Annotated in this window: 14 protein-coding genes and 4 pseudogenes; 12 read left to right on the top strand and 6 right to left on the bottom strand. The window is 59.7% G+C overall.

Annotated features, from left to right (window positions below):
• Positions 1–158 precede the first annotated feature (158 nt).
• From ACIPZC_RS24045 to tnpC, 5 genes and pseudogenes are all read left to right on the top strand, one after another.
• Positions 159–1,085 carry a 2-hydroxyacid dehydrogenase gene (locus tag ACIPZC_RS24045; protein ID WP_400629952.1) on the top strand — a complete coding sequence of 309 codons (927 nt, stop codon included), beginning with the start codon at positions 159–161 and terminating at the stop codon, positions 1,083–1,085.
• Positions 1,086–1,417: 332 nt separating this feature from the next.
• Positions 1,418–1,852 (top strand): GNAT family N-acetyltransferase, encoded by a 435-nt coding sequence (locus ACIPZC_RS24040; protein ID WP_400629950.1) that lies wholly within the window; start codon positions 1,418–1,420, stop codon positions 1,850–1,852.
• A gap of 367 nt (positions 1,853–2,219) precedes the next feature.
• Positions 2,220–2,552: an IS66-like element accessory protein TnpA gene (tnpA, locus tag ACIPZC_RS24035; protein WP_400629948.1), complete on the top strand. Its 333-nt coding sequence runs from the start codon at positions 2,220–2,222 to the stop codon at positions 2,550–2,552.
• Positions 2,549–2,884, top strand: a complete 336-nt coding sequence (gene tnpB / locus ACIPZC_RS24030; protein WP_387524068.1) for an IS66 family insertion sequence element accessory protein TnpB — start codon at positions 2,549–2,551, stop codon at positions 2,882–2,884. The genes tnpA and tnpB overlap by 4 nt, the downstream gene beginning before the upstream one ends.
• An 81-nt stretch (positions 2,885–2,965) precedes the next feature.
• A pseudogene (tnpC, locus tag ACIPZC_RS24025) lies at positions 2,966–3,820 on the top strand (IS66 family transposase); the annotation flags it as partial.
• Between the two features lie 54 nt (positions 3,821–3,874).
• On the opposite strand, the pseudogene ACIPZC_RS24020 reads toward tnpC, so the two are convergent.
• The 4 genes and pseudogenes from ACIPZC_RS24020 to ACIPZC_RS24005 form a co-directional block, all read right to left on the bottom strand.
• Positions 3,875–4,104, bottom strand: a pseudogene (locus tag ACIPZC_RS24020) (DNA polymerase V subunit UmuC); the annotation flags it as partial.
• A gap of 43 nt (positions 4,105–4,147) precedes the next feature.
• A complete protein-coding gene (locus tag ACIPZC_RS24015; protein ID WP_400629946.1) occupies positions 4,148–4,375 on the bottom strand; it encodes a hypothetical protein in 228 nt (75 codons plus the stop codon).
• 221 nt (positions 4,376–4,596) lie between these two features.
• Positions 4,597–7,002: a glucose/quinate/shikimate family membrane-bound PQQ-dependent dehydrogenase gene (locus ACIPZC_RS24010; protein ID WP_400629944.1), complete on the bottom strand. Its 2,406-nt coding sequence runs from the start codon at positions 7,000–7,002 to the stop codon at positions 4,597–4,599.
• A 57-nt stretch (positions 7,003–7,059) separates the two neighbouring features.
• On the bottom strand, positions 7,060–8,427 hold the full coding sequence (locus ACIPZC_RS24005; protein WP_400629942.1) for a carbohydrate porin: 1,368 nt from the start codon (positions 8,425–8,427) through the stop codon (positions 7,060–7,062).
• Positions 8,428–8,901: 474 nt separating this feature from the next.
• Here ACIPZC_RS24005 and ACIPZC_RS24000 point away from each other — a divergent pair, with 474 nt between their 5' ends.
• On the top strand, positions 8,902–9,885 hold the full coding sequence (locus tag ACIPZC_RS24000) for an IS5 family transposase (protein WP_400629940.1): 984 nt from the start codon (positions 8,902–8,904) through the stop codon (positions 9,883–9,885).
• Between the two features lie 116 nt (positions 9,886–10,001).
• Here the strand turns inward: ACIPZC_RS24000 and ACIPZC_RS23995 are convergent, their stop codons facing one another.
• Positions 10,002–10,964, bottom strand: coding sequence for a LysR substrate-binding domain-containing protein (locus tag ACIPZC_RS23995; protein ID WP_400629938.1), 963 nt, complete (start codon positions 10,962–10,964; stop codon positions 10,002–10,004).
• A gap of 142 nt (positions 10,965–11,106) precedes the next feature.
• Here ACIPZC_RS23995 and gtdA point away from each other — a divergent pair, with 142 nt between their 5' ends.
• The 6 genes and pseudogenes from gtdA to ACIPZC_RS23965 form a co-directional block, all read left to right on the top strand.
• The gene (gene gtdA / locus ACIPZC_RS23990; protein ID WP_400629936.1) at positions 11,107–12,159 is read left to right on the top strand and encodes a gentisate 1,2-dioxygenase; all 1,053 of its coding nucleotides are present in this window, start codon (positions 11,107–11,109) and stop codon (positions 12,157–12,159) included.
• Positions 12,160–12,179: 20 nt separating this feature from the next.
• A complete protein-coding gene (locus tag ACIPZC_RS23985) occupies positions 12,180–12,878 on the top strand; it encodes a fumarylacetoacetate hydrolase family protein (RefSeq protein WP_400629934.1) in 699 nt (232 codons plus the stop codon).
• Between the two features lie 82 nt (positions 12,879–12,960).
• On the top strand, positions 12,961–14,307 hold the full coding sequence (locus ACIPZC_RS23980) for an MFS transporter (protein ID WP_400629932.1): 1,347 nt from the start codon (positions 12,961–12,963) through the stop codon (positions 14,305–14,307).
• An 18-nt stretch (positions 14,308–14,325) separates the two neighbouring features.
• Complete coding sequence (gene maiA / locus ACIPZC_RS23975; protein ID WP_400629930.1) at positions 14,326–14,967, top strand: maleylacetoacetate isomerase; 642 nt, start codon at positions 14,326–14,328, stop codon at positions 14,965–14,967.
• A gap of 36 nt (positions 14,968–15,003) precedes the next feature.
• Positions 15,004–16,218, top strand: coding sequence for a 3-hydroxybenzoate 6-monooxygenase (locus tag ACIPZC_RS23970; protein WP_400629928.1), 1,215 nt, complete (start codon positions 15,004–15,006; stop codon positions 16,216–16,218).
• A 480-nt stretch (positions 16,219–16,698) separates the two neighbouring features.
• Positions 16,699–17,160 (top strand): annotated as a pseudogene (locus ACIPZC_RS23965) (class I SAM-dependent methyltransferase); the annotation flags it as partial.
• Between the two features lie 641 nt (positions 17,161–17,801).
• Here ACIPZC_RS23965 and ACIPZC_RS23960 read toward each other — a convergent pair.
• Positions 17,802–17,994 (bottom strand): annotated as a pseudogene (locus tag ACIPZC_RS23960) (group II intron reverse transcriptase/maturase); the annotation flags it as partial.

Raw genomic sequence — 17,994 nt, 5'->3', positions numbered from 1 at the left:
GGTGTGCAAACAGTATCGGCGCCATCACCTGCGCCAATGTTCCGTTTTCACCGTTCGAGGCAGGCATAACCTGCTGAATTTCCCCTGGCGCCCAGACGAATGTTGCGTGCACCTCTGACATGCTTGAGGCCCCTTCAGCTACCCAGGAAGCGAGCACCATGGCACTGCTCTTCAAAGTCGACCCAGACCGAGGCCGGGCCTGGAAAGCCCTGTTCGCCGAACACGCGCCGGATATCGAAGTGCGGCTCTGGCCGGAGGTCGGCGAACCCACGGATATCCGCTACCTTGCCACGTGGCAACCCCCGGAAGGTATCGCCGAGCGATTTCCCAACCTTGAGGTGCTGTTCGCGACGTCGGCAGGCGTCGATCAGTTCGACACCACTGCACTGTCATCGAGCGTACAGATCGTGCGGATGCTTGATCCCGGTATCGCCGAGGGCATCGTCGAGTACGCGACGATGGCGGTACTGGCACTGCACCGAGACTTGCCGCGTTATCTTCAACAGCAGCGCGAGGGGCGATGGCATGTGCAGCAAAATGTGCCAGCCCGGCAGCGCAGCGTTGGCGTGATGGGGCTGGGTAATCTGGGCCAGGCGGTACTGCGCCGGTTGCAGGGTTTTGGCTTTGCCTTGCGGGGATGGTCGCGCACATTGAAACAGTTGGAGGGGGTTGCTTGCCATGCAGGTGACGCTGGCTTAGCGGACTTTCTCGACGGTTGTGAAATTCTGATCTGCCTGCTTCCGCTTACCCCACACACCACCGCGATCCTCGATGCCGACCTGTTCGCCGCCCTGCCGCGGGGCGCCAGCATTATCAACCTCGGACGCGGTGCTCACCTGGTAGAGGAAGACTTGATCCAGGCACTGGACAGCGGTCACCTGCGCCAAGCGATCGTGGATGTGCTGGTCCATGAGCCACCGCAGCCGGAACATAAACTCATGCAACATCCCAATGTGTGGGTGACTCCGCACATTGGTGCAGTGACCCACCCAGAATCAGCATTCTGGGTATTGCTGGACAACCTGCGCAACTACCAGCATGGGCAACCGATGCTTGGGGAAGTAGCCCCGGGAAGGGGTTACTGACGGTGCTTACTGTGGAGCAATCTGCAACTTCAGTGCATCGGTGGTACGCCGTGATGCTTCTGCACTGACTTGCTCGGCCAACAGCCGACTCACATGGCGCAGTTGTTGCGGCGTGACTCCAGTATTGATCGCAATGCCAATAGGGGCCTGGAGCTAAGGCGCCCCCCTCCAGCGCCGAAAGGTAATGCACCGCTTTATCCAGCACGCGTTGCGCTGTGTATTGCTAGTGCGGCTTGCTACGCAGCAAGCATTTGAAATTTATCCGGTGTTGCCGCATAAATGGACGCACCTATGTCATTACTCTTGAGAGTCCTTGTAGGACGGTGGCGCGGATGACCTCATATTCATGTTTACTGGAACTGCCGTCAGTGCAGACTTACCAAGCACTACGGAGGGGCTCCGGCCTTAGCGGCAAGACGGATGAAGCCTCTGAACGAGGCCTGCCCAATACGCTCTTCGCCGTTCAGATCCTTTATGGGACGGTACCCGTGGGAATGGGGCGCGTAATCGGTGACGGAGGATGCTTCTTCCAAGTTGTGGATATAGCCGTCCTTCCCGCGCATCAAGGCAAAGGCTTAGGAAAACGAATCATGGCTGAAATCATTAAATACATTCAAGCCAACGTCCCTGAAAGTGGGTACGTCAGCCTTATCGCGGATGGCCAAGCACAAGACCTTTACGCACAGTTTGGTTTCATTCACACGGCACCACGTTCTGTAGGTATGGCTTACAGTTTCCCACCTAAGCCTACCGGTCTCACAGCTTGATGCGATGAACACAGGCACAGGCTGGCGATTACAAAGCGTTGCTCCAATTACAGATGCTCGGCAGCAGGAAACCACTAGGGGTAAGCAGCACGCATCACGCCTCCTAATCAGCCACGTTCAGATGGCCATTACTTACTTTTGCGCGCTGACCTGTTACCGGGTTGATGTTCTAAGCTTCAAAATTGGCCTGCTTCCTGAAGTGCACAGACTGCTTTTGTGGGAGCGGCCCGTGGCAGCGAAAGGTCTGCAAAGCAGGTCCATGAATGTATCCGTCCGGCCAACACATCTTCCTGACGCAACCGCCGAAGGCCATGGTGTCCACCTAATTTAAGCGGACACCATTTCTGGCCTCTCAAGCGGATTTCTTATGCACCCTCAGCGCCGAACCTACAGCAAATCTTTCAAAGCCCAGGTCATCCAAGAGTGCTTAGAGCCCGGTGCCTCCATCGCAAACATCGCCTTGGGCTACAGCCTTAATGCCAACCTCGTCCATAAATGGATTCGGCTGCATAATCAAAAAGCCGTGGCGCTTCAGCCTGCGTTCATCCCGCTGCATCCGCAGATGCTCGGCGCTGGCACGCATGCTCAGCCCTCCAGTATCAGCCTTGACATCCAGCACCCGCGAACGCCCATTAAGATGACTTGGCCAGTGGAAAGCGCAGCCGCCTGCGCGAGCTTTCTTCGAGAGCTACTGAGATGATCCGCATCGATACCATCTGGCTCGCCACCGAGCCGATGGACATGCGTGCCGGCACCGACACCGCCATGGCCCGCGTGATCGCGGTGTTCGGTGCGGCGCAGCCGCACTGTGCTTATCTGTTCGCCAATCGCCGCGCCACCCGCATGAAAGTTCTGGTGCATGATGGGTTGGGTATCTGGTTGGCGGCACGTCGGCTTCACCAAGGAAAATTCGCCTGGCCTGGCACGCGCCAAGGTTCACAAATGGAGCTGAGCGCCGAACAGCTACACGCCTTGATACTGGGCTTGCCTTGGCAAAGAGTTGGCCCCGGAAACGCCATTTCCATCATCTGAATCGAGCCATGCCCCATCCGGCAGTGCAATTGTCCGATCAGCCTGTCGTCTTGTTTATGCTGATCTCGCAAGATTGTCGGCATGACTTCGATCCCTGACCTCGACCACCTGAATCCCGAACAACTGCGCGCTCTGGCGGCGCAGTTGTTGCAACGCGTCTCGGCGCTCGACGAGCAAGTCGAAACGATGGGCAAGACCGTTCAGGTCATGGACAAGAAGATCCATCAAGACAAAACGCTGATCGAAAAACTCAGCCACGAAATCGCCCAGCTCAAGCGCTTCAAGTTCGCCAAACGCAGCGAGCAAATGAGCCCGGAATAGGCCAGTTTGCTCGACGATCTGATCGATACCGATATCGCTGCCATTGAAGCAGAGCTGGAGTCGCTGCAAGTTACTCCGGCACCTACCCAGGAAAAGCAGAAACCCAAACGTCGCGCCTTGCCGCCTGAGTTTCCCCGCACGCTGATCCATCATGAGCCGGACAACAGGGAGTGTGCCTGTGGCTGCGCGCTCAAACGCATCGGTGAAGATGTCAGCGAGAAGCTCGATTACACACCCGGCGTGTTCACCGTGGAGCGCCATATCCGTGGTAAGTGGGTCTGCGACAGTTGCGAAACACTGATTCAGGCACCGGTGCCGGCGCAGGTGATCGACAAGGGCATCCCGACTGCGGGCTTGTTGGCCCACGTCATGATTGCGAAATTTGCTGACCACCTACCGCTGTACCGTCAGGAAGCCATGTTTGGCCGCGCCGGCCTGGCTATCCCGCGTTCTACTCTCGCCCAATGGGTTGGCGCCTGCGGTATACAGTTGCAGCCACTGGTCGATGCGCTGCGCGAAGTGGTGCTTGAGCAGCCGGTCGTTCATGTTGATGAAACGCCGGTGCAAATGCTCATGCCGGGCACGAAGAAAACTCATCGTTCCTATGTTTGGGCCTAAGCCACCAGCCCGTTTTGCGAAACATCGGCTGTTGTTTACGACTTCAGCCTCACCCGTATGCGCCTGCAGGCGCTTCGCTGTGTGGTTGGCGAGCTTCGCCAGGGTCTTGGTACGGGCGATCCCCACACCGACAGGGATGCCAGTGCAGCGCAGCACCTTGGCGCGTACCTCCCGGCCGAATTGGGTCAGACTCCCCTGCACGCCAGTGAGATCAGCGAAGCATTCATCGAGTAGACCTCGGCCGCAGGCACCATCGATTCGATCAGCGATATAACCCGTTCGTCCTCCGCCAGCGGCTGAAAGGAATACTGTGATGGCAAAGCGTTACGAACTCACGGACGAGACCTGGGTTCTGGTGTCCGATTGCAAGTCGGAGTGACGGCAGGCCCACAGCATCACCCCGACGCCGACCACATAGGGCAGGGCGGAGAACAGGCCGAGCTGGCCGAGGTTGCTGACCCCGGCGTCGCAGATGATCGACGGCGCCCAGATATTGGTGACGTTGCCGGTGCACATGATGCTCAGGCAGTAGGCCAAGGTGATGAACCACACCTTGCGGTCGCCCAGGGCTTCGATGAAGCGCTGGTGCCCGCCGGATTTGCGATTGCGTCTTCCTCGGCCAAGGCCGTTTCGATCGCCTGCTTTTGCGCGTCCGTCAGCCAGCGTGCGTTGCTCGGGGTTAAGTGTAACTGCAATGGCTAGACGTCAGGTTGGCTACTTCGCAGAAAATGAAAATGCCGCTCAAGAGCGGCATTTTCACTGGATCGTTTCCATCAATCGGCAAGCTTGTAGGCGATCACATAGTCGCCCTGTTTGGTGCCCAGCGAGCCATGACCACCGGCCATGACCAGCACGTACTGCTTGCCGTCCTTGCCCTGGTAGGTCATCGGCGTGGTTTGCGCGCCGGCCGGCAGGCGGCCTTCCCACAGCACCTTGCCGTCGCGCACGTCATAGGCGCGCAGGTACTGGTCCAGGGTACCCGACAGGAACGCCAGGCCGCTGGCGGTCATGAAGCTGCCGCCCAGGCTCGGTACGCCCATCGGCAGGGCCAGCGGCAGTGGCGAGTTGTCGCGAACGGTGCCGTTCTTGTGCTGCCAGATGACTTTGTGGGTGGTCAGGTCGACCGCGGCCACATAGCCCCAGGCCGGAGCTTGGCAAGGCAGGCCGACCGGCGACAGGAACGGCGACATGATCACACCGTACGGCGCGCCCTTGTTAGGCTGCACGCCCTCGGTCTCGGACTTGCGAGCCGGGCCGCCAGCCACGTCTGCGCTCGGCACCAGGGTCGAGACGAAGGCCATGTAGTCCGGGTTGGCGAACAGCACCTGGCGTACCGGGTCGACCGAAATGCCGCCCCAGTCGAACACCCCGAAGTTGCCTGGGAACACCAGCGAGCCCTGTAGCGACGGCGGCGTGAACATGCCCTCGTAGCGCAGCGACTTGAACTGGATGCGGCAGAGCATCTGGTCGAACGGGCTCACGCCCCACATGTCGCTTTCTTTCAGCGTGGTCGGCGAGAAGTTCAGGTCCGAGAAGGCCTGAGTCGGCGCGGTGTGGTCGCCTTCCACGGCGCCCTGCGGCACCGGACGTTCCTCGATCGGCACGATCGGTTGGCCGTTGCTACGGTCCAGCACGTAGATGCTGCCCTGCTTGGTCGAAGCCAGCAGCGCCGGCTTGACGCCGTCGGCGGTCTTCAGGTCCATCAGGGTCGGCTGGCCGCCGACGTCCATGTCCCACAGGTCGTGGTGGGTGAACTGGTAGGTCCAGCGCACCTTGCCGGTGGCCAGGTCCAGGGCGGTCACGCCGGCGCTGTATTTTTCCGACTCAGGGGTGCGGTTGCCGCCCCATTGGTCAGGCATCTGGTTGCCCATGGGCAGGTAGACCATGCCCAGTTTTTCGTCGACCGAAGCCACCGACCACATGTTCGGCGAGTTGCGGGTGTAGAACTCATCGGCAGCGATCGGCGCGGTAGCGTCCGGCTTGCCCGGATCCCAGTTCCACACCAGGTGGCCATCGTGCACGTCATAGGCACGCACTACGCCGGAGGGCTCGTCGGTGGAGACGTTGTCGGTAACGTGGCCGCCGATGATCACCAGGTCCTTGGTCACCGCAGGCGGCGAGGTGGAGTAGTAACCACCCGCGGCGAAGGTGCCTATGTTGGTGGTCAGGTCGATCTGGCCCTTGTTGCCGAAGCCTTCGCAGACCTTGCCGGTGTCGGCATTGAGCGCGATCAGGCGGGTGTCGGCGGTCGGCAGGAACAGGCGACGCGGGCAGGCATTGGCAGCGGCGTCGGTGCTCGGGCTCTGCTCGGCAGACGCCTCGGCATAGGCCGCGTCGTCGTGGTAGGCCACGCCACGGCAGGTCATGTGCGCCCAGCCCTTGAAGTTGTCGGCGTTCTGCGTCGACAGTTTCGGGTCGTAGCGCCAGATCTCCTTGCCGCTGTCCGGATCCAGGGCAATCACCTGGCTGTGCGGGGTGCACACATAGAGCATGCCATTGACCTTCAGCGGGGTGTTTTCCGCGGTGGTCTCGCCCGGGTCGTTCTCGGTCGGGATGTCACCGGTGCGGAAGGTCCAGGCCGGCACCAACTTGTGCACGTTCTCGGGGGTGATTTCCTTGAGCGGCGAGTACTTGTCACCAAACGCGGTACGCCCGTAGTGCTGCCAGTCGCCATCGGGCTGGGCCGGTGCGCTGTGGGTCACGTCGGTGCTGTCGCGGTCGAGGGTACCGTTGATTTCACGGTGCTCGACGAACTGGCTGGCCAGGGCCGCAAGACCCGCCACCACCACAGCGAAACCCAGTGCGCCGGTACCCTTGCCTGCCGCTTCGCTGGCCTGCAGCGGACGACGGAACCAGGGCAGCAGCATCACGATGCCGAGCACGAACCACAGCGCCAGGCGTGGCACCAGGCGCCACCAGTCCAGGCCCACTTCGACCAGCGACCAGACCGTGCTGGCAAACAGCACCAGGGCATACAGCCACAACGCCGCTGGTTTGCCGGCCAGCAGCAGGATACCGGTCAGGGCAATGCCCACGCCGGCGATGAGGTAATACAGCGAGCCACCGATGGTAGCGAGCTTGATACCGCCCGCCACCAGGGCCAGGCCCATCAGTAGCAGGACGATACCGAGCAGGCTCGGTAGCAGTCGGCTACGGTTCGAAGCACCCTGAGTGCTCATAGAAAAAACTCCATTTAGAGTTGGTCAAAAAACCGACCGGGGCCGGCGCGCTTCACGTCAGAAAGACGCTTGAATCTTCAGGCCACCGACCCAGGCATCGTCCACTTGGGACACGCCACCGGGGTGACGGATGTACTGCAGGTTCGGGCGAACGGTCAGCCAGTTGGTGACATGCACCCCGTAGTTCAGCTCGGCGTTGTACTCAGTGTCCTGCACCGGCAGGTAGGCTGGGTCGTCATAATCGTAGACGCCGTTGGCCAGGTTCGATGCCTTGGCATTCTTGCGGTAGGCAGGGTTCACGTGGATCAGCGACACGGCGAAACCGATGTCGTCCAGCGGGCGAGCATCGAACAGGCCCTTGTAGATGGCACCCGCGGACACGTAGTGATCGACCAGGTTGGTCTTCTTGTCATGTACGGTAGCCATGGTGAACAGGCTCAGCCCGCGCGAGGTGTCGGCCCCCACCTGGGTGACCTGCTGCTTCACGCCGAACCACAGGCCATGCTTGCTCGACGCGCTGCGGTAGTCGTTGCCGGAAATGGCAGCGGGCTGGCCATGGCTGTCCTTGAGGACGTCCTTGGCATCGGCGGTACTGTAGTAGTAGCCCGCGCGGTACTCGCCCGGCAGGCCATTGAGGCGTGGCTGCCAGACCAGCTCGATCGGCAACACCGCACCTTCGGTGCCGCTGCCGCTGAGCTTGAAGCCGTTGCCCGACTCGGTGTTTGAGGGGTTCTGCTCGTAGGCGCCGATCTGCGCGTAGAGCTCGGGGGTGATCGCGTACTTGACCCGTGCGGCCCACTGGCTCACCGGCCAGTTGTACCAGATGCCACCCCAGTTCCCGACCTGCGAGCCGCAAAACGCCAAGTTCTGGAAGTCGCAGTCGTAGGTGTTGAAGTCCTCGCCTTCGCCGAACCGGCCGACCTTGATGTCCAAGCGCTGGTCGAGGAATTTTTGCTGGTAGAACATCTGCGTCAGGCGCCAGTGCGAGCCGCGCCCCCAGACTTCCTGGGAGGAACTCAGCGTGCCGACCCGTGGATCGCCGACGCGGTCGTTGGAGATATTGTCGCCGTTGCGATCGGTGACGGTCAGCTGAAAGGCCGCATAGTGCCAGCCCAGCAGCTTCTGCAGGTCGAACTTGGCGCCGAAGGCGAACTGATCGCTGTAACGGGTGGCGCGGCTGTTGTTGTAGCCCCCGCCCAGGTTGGCCCCGACTTCACCGACATAGCTGGCGTTGAACTCGATGCCTTGTTGCGCAAGGCCGTCACGCGTGCCGCCCCAGTTGCCGAACATGTAGGGCGATTGACTATCGAACGCATCCGTTGCCGAGGCTGGGCTGGCCAATGCCAAGCCACTGAGCAGCGCGAAGGTGATCGTGCAGGCCTGCAACCCGGAAGAGCCGAGGTAGCGCTGTCTTGAATCATGCATGCAAGTATTAACGCTCGTTTTTGTATGGGAATGAAGAGAATATGGAGGCTGACGATTGTATAAACCGCAGATGTTACTAGGCACTTCTAGTCCATTCGCGAGTGTAATGTATTTTCCAACAGAACTTTTTGAGTGCTACGCACGTAACTGTTGTGAATTATGTATGAATCGACCTTGATTTGCTGCTCAGATCGACGCTTCGAGTCGAGATATGCAGTACTGTGAGCTTGGCCTGAGGGGCATTAAGTGTGAATCGCCCCTGGTTTCCTATACACCTCCAAGCCTCAGTTCAGGACCTCCATTTTGAACATACGGCTACAGCCTAGACATCAGGGATGGGGTCCTCAACCAGATGGCGTGTCTACCGCACTGAATGAGTCCAGCCTAAGGATTCTCCGATCAAGTCAGCACAGGCCATCTGACCTGTGCTGAAATAGCCCTCCGTCCAACTGCCCTCTACAAGCCCGCCATCCCATGAGCCAGATGAGCTTTTCCGATTTCGACAACGCCGGTAAGCGCAAGCAAACCCGTCGCGAGCGTTTCCTGGCCGAGATGGAACAGGTGGTGCCGTGGAGCGGGTTGGTGGCGTTGATCGAGCCGCATTACCCAAAGGCTGGCGGTGGCCGCAAGCCGTATCCACTGGAAACCATGCTGCGCATTTACCTGTTGCAGAACTGGTTCTCGTTGAGTGATCCAGCCATGGGAGAGGCGCTGTACGAGATTACTTCGATGCGCAAGTTCGCTCGTCTGACGCTCAGCGCTCCGATCCCCGAAGACACGACGATCATGAACTTCCGGCACCTGCTGGAGAAGCATCAGTTGGCGGCCGGCATTCTGGAAACCATCAACAATTACCTGCAAGACAAGGGCCTGTCGTTGCGCCAGGGCACCATTGTCGACGCTACCATCATCCACGCGCCCAGTTCGACCAAGAACAAGGAAGGCAAGTGCGATCCTGAAATGCATCAAACGAAGAAGGGCAACCAGTATTATTTCGGCATGAAGGCCCACATCGGCGCGGATGCTGAATCGGGTCTAGTGCATCACGTTCATGGTACCGCCGCGAACGTAGCTGACGTGACGGAGGTCGCTCAGCTATTGCATGGCGAAGATAATGTCGTGTGTGCGGATGCGGGTTACACAGGCGTGGAAAAGCGGCCAGAACACGAGGGACGGCAGGTGATATGGCAGGTCGCTGCCCGCCGCAGCACCTACAAACACTTGAGCAAACGCAGCGTGCTCTACCAAGCCAAGCGCAAGATCGAAAAGGCCAAGGCGCAAGTGCGTGCGAAGGTGGAGCACCCGTTCCGGGTGATCAAACGCCAGTTCGGCTATGTAAAGACTCGTTTTCGCGGCTTGGCCAAGAATACGGCGCAACTGACCACGCTGTTTGCCCTGTCGAATCTGTGGATGGTGCGCCGGCAATTATTGCCTGCTGCGGGAGAGGTGCGCCCGTGAGTCCAGATAACCAAGGCTTTGCCTTGGTTATCCAATAATCGGCGACTGAAAAGCGGGCTTTTCGGCATCCCTAAACCGCACATTTCCGACTGATGAGCAACTTGTTCGGAGTTTCCTTAGCTTGGGTCAATTCCAATTTCGCTTACGCCTAGGAGTCTTCTTCGGATCGGATGTTGTGCTGCCTCGCGCAAGCTATCGAGAAGATCCAGAACCGCAGTGTCTGGGTGAGACTCATCACGCCAGCACATGCCGATTGCGCCTTCCGCCTCCAGTTCGAAGTCCAGGCGGCGCACCAAGCCTCGCGCATGGAAATGCTCAGCAACCCGACCGGAAACTGCGGAGAGCATGTCGCTGTTTTGCATCAGCCAGAGGTTAGCCATCAGCGAAGAGGATTCCACTCTGCAAGGCAGCGGTTTGAGGCCAGCATTAGTCAGCGCTGCATCCAGGCGATTGCGTATCGGCGACCCGGGTGGCCACAGCAGCCACTCATATTCGTAGAGATCGCTCCAGGCAAGACCCTGGCGCTGCAACAGCGGGTGTCCCTGCCTTCCGACCACCTGCATCGGTTCACGGAAGAGCATCTCGCTGTTGAGGTCATGGCTGGGTTGGTAGTTGTCGATCCGTCCTACCACCACATCCAGATGTCCCAGTCTCAACCGTTCGAGCAGTACGTCCATGGTGCTTTCGTGAAGCGAAATCTGAGCCTTGGGGTGTCGCTTGAGGAAGTACAGGATGGCATCGGGTACCAGACTGGGTGCCGCAGCTGGAGAGGTGCCGATGGCGACGCTGTGAGTGTTGCCCTCGCGAAGCGCATCCAAGTTCGATTGCGCCCGTTCCATCTCGCTCAGGATACGCCGTGCATGGTTGACCAATAGCGTGCCTTCCGTGGTTGGGCGTAGCCCACGAGCGTGCCGTTCGAACAAGAGTGTTCCCGCATCTTCCTCAAGATCCTTCAAGAATTTTGAGAGTCCCGGCTGGGTTGTGTACGCCTGACGCGCTGTGTCGCTGAGGTTGCCTGTTTCAGCGAGGGTAACTAACAGCTGGAGGTGGCGTGGGCGTAAGCGTCGAGTCCAATGCACGTTGATACCCCATCAGGTTTTTCATATGGATGCATATAAAAATATCATTTTTTTTGTATGTAGAGCGGGCGTTTAATCGCATCGACATAGGGGCGTTAATGATGCCGTGAGCCCCAAATCACAGCCCACCACAGGTGAAGCGATGAATAACAAAGACAACATCGGTTCGGCCCGCGCCGACTTTTATCAACGCATCGACAGTCAGGAATTGTTCCCGCTGTGGGAGCAGCTACACAACCTGGTGCCGCCCCAGCCAACCACGGCGTGTGTGCCTGCCCTATGGCGTTTCAGCGAGGTACGGCCCTACCTGATGGAAGCCGGGCAACTGATCAGCGCAGAAGAGGCCGTGCGCCGGGTGCTCGTGCTGGAGAACCCCGGTATTCGCGGTCAAGCCTCGATCACCCCGAGCCTGTATGCCGGTTTACAGTTGATCCTGCCGGGCGAGATCGCCCCCAGCCACCGTCACAGTCAATCAGCACTGCGCTTCGTGGTCGAAGGCAAGGGCGCCTACACCGCAGTGGACGGCGAACGCACCACCATGCACCCGGGCGATTTCATCATCACCCCGTCCTGGACGTGGCACGACCACGGCAATCTCAGCGAAGCCGAAGGTGGTGAGCCAGTGATCTGGCTCGATGGCCTGGACATCCCCACGGTGCGTTTCTACGGCGCTGGTTTCGCCGAAAACTACCCCGAGGCCGTACAGCCGGTCAGCCGTCCGGAAGGTAATAGCCTGGCCCGTTACGGCGCCAATATGCTGCCGCTGCGTCATGAAGTTAATGGGGCTACATCACCGATTTTCAGCTACCCCTATACCCGTACCCGAGAGGCCCTGGCCACCCTCGAACGTCAGGCCGAGATTGATGCGTGGGACGGCGTCAAGCTGCGCTATGTCAACCCGGCCACCGGCGGGTGGGCGATGCCGACCATCGGCACCTGCATGCAACTCCTGCCACGTGGCTTTGTCGGCAAGACCGCTCGCTGCACCGACGCCACCGTTTATTCAGTGGTCGAGGGCCGGGGGCGCGCCATCATTGGCGGGCAAACCTTCCACTTCGAGCCCAAGGACACCTTCATGGTGCCGAGTTGGGCAGCATTGAGCTTGCAGGCCGACGACGAGTGCGTGCTGTTCAGCTATTCCGACCGGCCGGTGCAGGAGGCCCTCGGGCTGCTGCGCGAAGTCCGCGAACAATAATGACCCGAGGAAACCTTGCCATGACTTACCTGTTCGAACCTGCCGCCACCATCAGCCTGCCTATAGCCGGCAGCGACCAGCGCTTCCCGGTACGCCGCGTGTACTGCGTGGGTCGCAATTACGCCGCCCACGCTCGTGAAATGGGCTTCGACCCGGATCGCGAACCGCCGTTCTTCTTCTGCAAGCCGGCCGATGCTGTGGTGCCAGTGGCCGACGGCCAGACCCTGGAACTGCCGTATCCGGCTGAAACCAATAACTACCACTACGAGATCGAACTGGTCGCGGCTATCGGTAAGGGGGGCCGTGACATCCCACTGGAGCAGGCCAATGGACACGTATTCGGTTATGCCGTTGGCCTGGACATGACCCGACGTGACCTACAGATGAAGATGCGCGAAATGGGCCGCCCATGGGAAATTGGCAAGGCCTTCGATGCCTCCGCGCCGATCGCCCCACTACACCCGGCCAGCCGGGTCGGCCACCCGACCCAGGCCGCCATCTGGCTGCAAGTAGAAAGCCAGGACCGCCAGCGCAGCGACATCGACAAACTGATCTGGTCGGTGCCGGAAACCATCGCCTATCTATCGCGCTTCTTCGAGCTGCAGCCCGGTGACCTGATCATGACCGGCACCCCCGAGGGTGTCGGCCCGGTCGTGGCCGGCGAGCTGATGGTCGGCGGCGTCGATGGGCTGGGCGAGCTGCAGGTTCGCGTCATCTGACTGCATTGGGCCGGCATCGCCGGCCTTTTCCTCCGTTTTTATTCACGTAGCCCGCGCCTGCGCAGGCTCGGAGGTTTCGCTCATGTCTTCCACTGACAAAAACAACACTGTGGATGTACAAGTCTTCATCGACAGCCAGCCGGTAAGCGCCTTCCAGTGGCGTATTCTCTTGCTGTGCTTCCTAGTCACGGCCATCGACGGCCTGGATACAGCGGCCATCGGTTTCATCGCGCCGGCGTTGCGCGAGCATTGGCAGATCGGTGCCGCTGAACTGGGTCCGGTGCTGGGCGCCGCGTTGATCGGTCTGATGCTCGGTGCATTTATGGCCGGACCACTTGCCGACAGATTTGGCCGCAAGCGTGTGCTGCTGTTATCGGTCGCCTGCTTCGGGGTGTTCAGCCTGGCCGCCGCGTTCGCTCAGGATCTGCACACCCTGGCGCTGTTACGCCTGCTCACCGGCCTGGGTCTGGGCGGCGCGATGCCTAACGCCATTACCTTAACCTCTGAATACTGTCCGCAACGGCGCCGCTCGCTGATGGTTACCGGCATGTTCTGCGGTTTCACTCTCGGCTCTGCGCTGGGCGGAGTAGTCGCTGCGCAGCTGTTGCCGCTGTTCGGTTGGCGCAGCGTGCTGGTCTTGGGTGGCGTGCTGCCCTTAGCCTTGCTGCCGGTGCTGATACTGGCTCTACCTGAATCAGTAGGCTTCCTCGCACGCCGCCAACCCGCAGCTGCCCAGGCCATCCTGGAAAGGATCGGTTTGTTACCGGTTGGCTGCCAAAGCGTGCGGATTGATGAGATCGTCGAACACCAGTCGCCGGTAAGGCAAATCCTGGCCGAACCGTTGCGCCGGGGCAGCCTGGCGCTATGGTTGGCGTTCTTCATGAGCCTGCTGATCATCTACGGCATGACCAATTGGTTGCCCCTGCTGGTCAAGGACACCGGCCTGAGCCTGAGCCAGGCGGCGCTGATCAGTGCGTTGTTCCAGATCGGCGGCACGATCGGCGCGTTGTGTCTGGGAGCAGCCATGGACCGCTTCGATCCGCACCAAGTCCTGGTGATAGCTTTGTTCGGCGGCGCAGGCTGCTTGTTCGCCATCGGCCAGTTGCACGACGACTATGTACTGCTGGGCCTAAGCGTCGCGGGCATGGGCTTCTGTATCAGCGGCTCGCAGGTGGGTGCCAACGCCCTGGTCGCAGCCTTCTATCCCACCAGCAGCCGCGCCACTGGCGTCAGTTGGGCACACGGGGTAGGCCGCATCGGTTCGGTATGCGGCACCTTCGGCGGCGCATTACTGGTGGACGCCGGACTGTCCTTCGAAATGTTGTTCGCGGTATTGATGCTGCCCGCCATCGTGGCGGCGTTGGCGATCCTTTTCAAAGGCGTGCAAGCGGGAAATCAGCTGCGCGCAGAAGCACCGATTCCCCTCTGAAAAACCAGGATGACTGCCATGCAGCTTTATAGCTTTTTCAACAGTTCCACCTCTTATCGCGTGCGCATCGCCTTGGCGCTTAAGGGACAGGAGGTGGAGTACCACGGCGTCAACCTGCGCGCTGGCGAGCAGCGTCTGGCGCAGCACCTGGAACTCAGCCGGATCGGCGGAGTGCCGGTATTCGTTGACGACAATGGCGTAGCTCTGACCCAGTCGTTGGCCATCATCGACTATCTTGATGCCCTTTATCCTCAGGCCCCATTAGTGCCTACGGAACCACTGTTGCGTGCGCGGGTACTTGAAGTTGCCCAGCTAATTGCCTGCGATATCCACCCACTCAATAACGTGCGCGTGTTGGGTTACCTGCAGCGCGTGCTGGAAGTGGGCCTTGAGGAAAAGGACCGCTGGTACGCGCACTGGGTTGCCGAAGGCTTGTCTGCCCTCGAAGTATTGTTGCAGCGCCATGGTAGCGGCCCGTACTGCTTCGGCGAGCAACCGACCCTCGCTGATTGCTGCCTGGTGCCCCAGGTAGCCAATGCCGAGCGGATGGGGTGCGATCTCAGAGCCTACCCAAGGGTTGTGGCTGTGTACGATCATTGCCAAGCGCAACCGGCCTTCCAGCGCGCTGCACCCAGCCAGCAACCTGATTTCACTCAATAAGAAGTAAAGGTTCACGCCTGAACGGAGATCCGAATCATGACTGTCAAAAAACAACAAAAAATCATCATCGTCGGCGGTGGCATTGGAGGGCTGGCGGCAGCCCAAGCTCTTACCGCTCAGGGCATAGAGGTTCTCCTGCTAGAGCAGGCAGATCATATCGGTGAGATCGGCGCTGGTATCCAGCTTGGTCCAAATGCCTATGCGGCGTTGGACGCCTTGGGCGTTGGGCATGCAGCACGAAACCGCTCGGTCTTCACCGACCACCTGATCATGATGGACGCCATCGATGCCCATGAGGTAGGACGCATCGAGGTAGGTGAGCGCTTCCGCCAACGCTTTGGCAACCCCTACGGCGTAATCCACCGGGCCGATATCCACCTGTCCATTCTGGAAGCAGTTCAGAAGAACCCACTGATCCGCTTCCAGACTTCGACTCGCATCGTCAGCATGGAAATGGACGATCATGGCGTTACCCTGACCGACTGCAAGGGCAATCGCTATCAGGCTGATGCGGTGATCGGCTGCGACGGCGTGAAGTCGGTAATCCGCGAGCGCATGGTCGGCGACCAGGCTCGGGTTACCGGTCACGTGGTGTATCGCGCCGTGGTGGATGTCGAGAACATGCCCAAAGATCTGCGAGTCAACGCCCCGATGCTGTGGGCGGGGCCACGTTGCCACTTGGTGCATTACCCCCTGCGTGGTGGTCAGCAGTACAACTTGGTGGTCACCTTCCACAGCCGCAACGAGGAGCAGTGGGGCGTCACTGATGGCAGCAAAGAAGAAGTGTTGTCGTACTTCGAAGGCATTCACGAGCGTCCGCATCAGATGCTTGACCGGCCCACCTCTTGGCGCCGCTGGGCCACTGCCGATCGCGATCCAGTGGACCAGTGGGGTGAAGGTCGTTCGACGCTCCTTGGTGATGCCGCCCACCCGATGACCCAGTACCTTGCCCAAGGTGCGTGCATGGCATTGGAAGACGCAGTGGTGTTGGGCCAGGCGGTAAAGGCTTGCGAACACGACCTGCAGGCAGCCTTCCGCCTGTACGAGTCGATCCGCATTCCGCGCACGGCGCGAGTGCTGTGGTCGGCGCGAGAAATGGGTCGTCTGTATCATGCGAAAGGAGTCGAGCGTTTGGTGCGCAATCAGCTCTGGGCTGGTCGAAGCCAAGATCAATTCTATGATGCAGTTCAATGGCTGTATGGGTGGAACATCGAGAATTGCCTTCGACATCAGCTTGCCGCCCGTACCTGAACCTTGGGTTTGTGTCGGGAGCTTGGGGAGCTAGCGAGGGGGCGACGTTGAGTATCGGTACCGCAGTGAATAATTTCTTCACGGTGAGGTATTTCACCGCCCTCAATGCTTACGACAAGACAACCCGTGACACCCGCTGGGGCGTCAGCATGAAGCTGTAGCGGCGGCCTTTCAGATCATTTGGATCATTCACGTCCCTGGCTGACGTTGAGGTGCTGGGCCATTTTGAAAAATCCTACACCCGCAACCTAACAGCCACAGGTCCCAATGGATGTGCGTAAGATTGCGTCGTTCCTGGCTTCGACAGTTTTAATTCTCTAGAGCATGTGTCTATATAGGCTTTCTTGGGGGTTGCGACAGTTTTGCGTTTCCCTCAGAGCTGGCTTGAGGCCCCGGAAATCCTGCCTTCGCAGGGACAGTTTTAATTCTCTAAATCCAGGGCCAAGGGGAGCGGGCCGACCCGATCAATGCGCGGGCGGAGAGCCGGAGCAATTCGCCGCCGAGATTCTGCGGTTGCGGGGTCTCTGGCCCGACTTCAACTTGCACTTCGGGCAAGCCGGCCTTCAACCTCGAGCCCCTGTCCGCGAGCTTTCCCGCTGGCACCTCGCTCTGGCCCTGGCCGCCGGCGCAATCTCCGGTGTTGTACGTTCGAAGTTGGGGCGGACCTTGGTCGTGAAGGGTGATACCTACAAGGACAAGGTGCGCAAGACCGAATTCACCGAAGACGAGAAGGGTAACGTCTCAGAAGTCAGGATCCTCACCGACCGCTTCATCCCAATCATTCGTGCTTGGGAGATGACGCCTTCCTCAGCGCATCACGGCCAGGTTCTGATCATCAGTTCCTCGCCGGCGAGCACTGACGAAGCGCCCGAAGTTGACGAACCAGTCACAGCACCGCTGTTTAACCCAGGACAGATCGTGATGACTGCCGCTATCAGCCATCGAAGCCGACTATGACCACATGCGAGACGTATTGCACGAGCGCAGCATGCAGCAGGGAGCATTAAGGCTTGTACGTCGGGTGGATGAAAGTAGTGCACCAAATTCGCGTCCAGGTGAAAGCGGTATCCGCACAGAGCCTGGTCGACGACTAACGATCGAACAAGATCATCTAGGAGGTGGCTGCTCGGCACCAGAACATCTGCTGATTGAGTTCAGGCAGAGCTGTGCCAGTGCTTTGCTACCGCCCGAAGATCTCTTTCAACCAAGCCTTCTGTTCAGCCTGATGGCATCGACGACAGGGTCTCCACCTTTTGCTCGATCTCATTCTGCTGACCCAGGCACTGTGTACAACGCCCGTGCCTCCCCGAAGTTTTGAACCGACGAATGGCAATGAGCCACTACATGGTTAACTGAAACAGGGCAGATAGCGCATAACTGTCCCAGGTCACTGGTGCTAGGAAACTGGCGCCATGCCTTTGGCTGCGCGTGTTTTGGAGACGTCGCGAAGCAAGGTTTCGCGGAGCTCAGCAGCCCGCAAATCACCTAAGTCATTGAGTTTTTTGGCCCAGGATCGAGTAGGAGGCGGGTTCACACCCGCCGTCCTCTCACACCACCGTGCGTACGGTTCCGTACACGGCGGTTCAGGCTGTGCGGCTAAGCCGGTTGATCGTATCCAGTATCGAGACCAGTCCGAGTCGATCCCATAGTTTCTTCGGCAGCGCCTGATTCATATGTGGCGCCCCCGAGTTCCACCACGGGCCTCGGCCGTTATAGGCCGATTTACAGGCACGCTCTTCGCTTAAGCCCAGACGCATCAGGTTGCGCGCCCTCGTA

This window comes from Pseudomonas sp. NPDC089743, from assembly GCF_044748785.1.
GTDB lineage: Bacteria > Pseudomonadota > Gammaproteobacteria > Pseudomonadales > Pseudomonadaceae > Aquipseudomonas > Aquipseudomonas putida_X.
The sequence above is the reverse complement of the archived record's forward strand: the minus strand, read 5'-3'. Positions and strand labels throughout refer to the sequence as shown.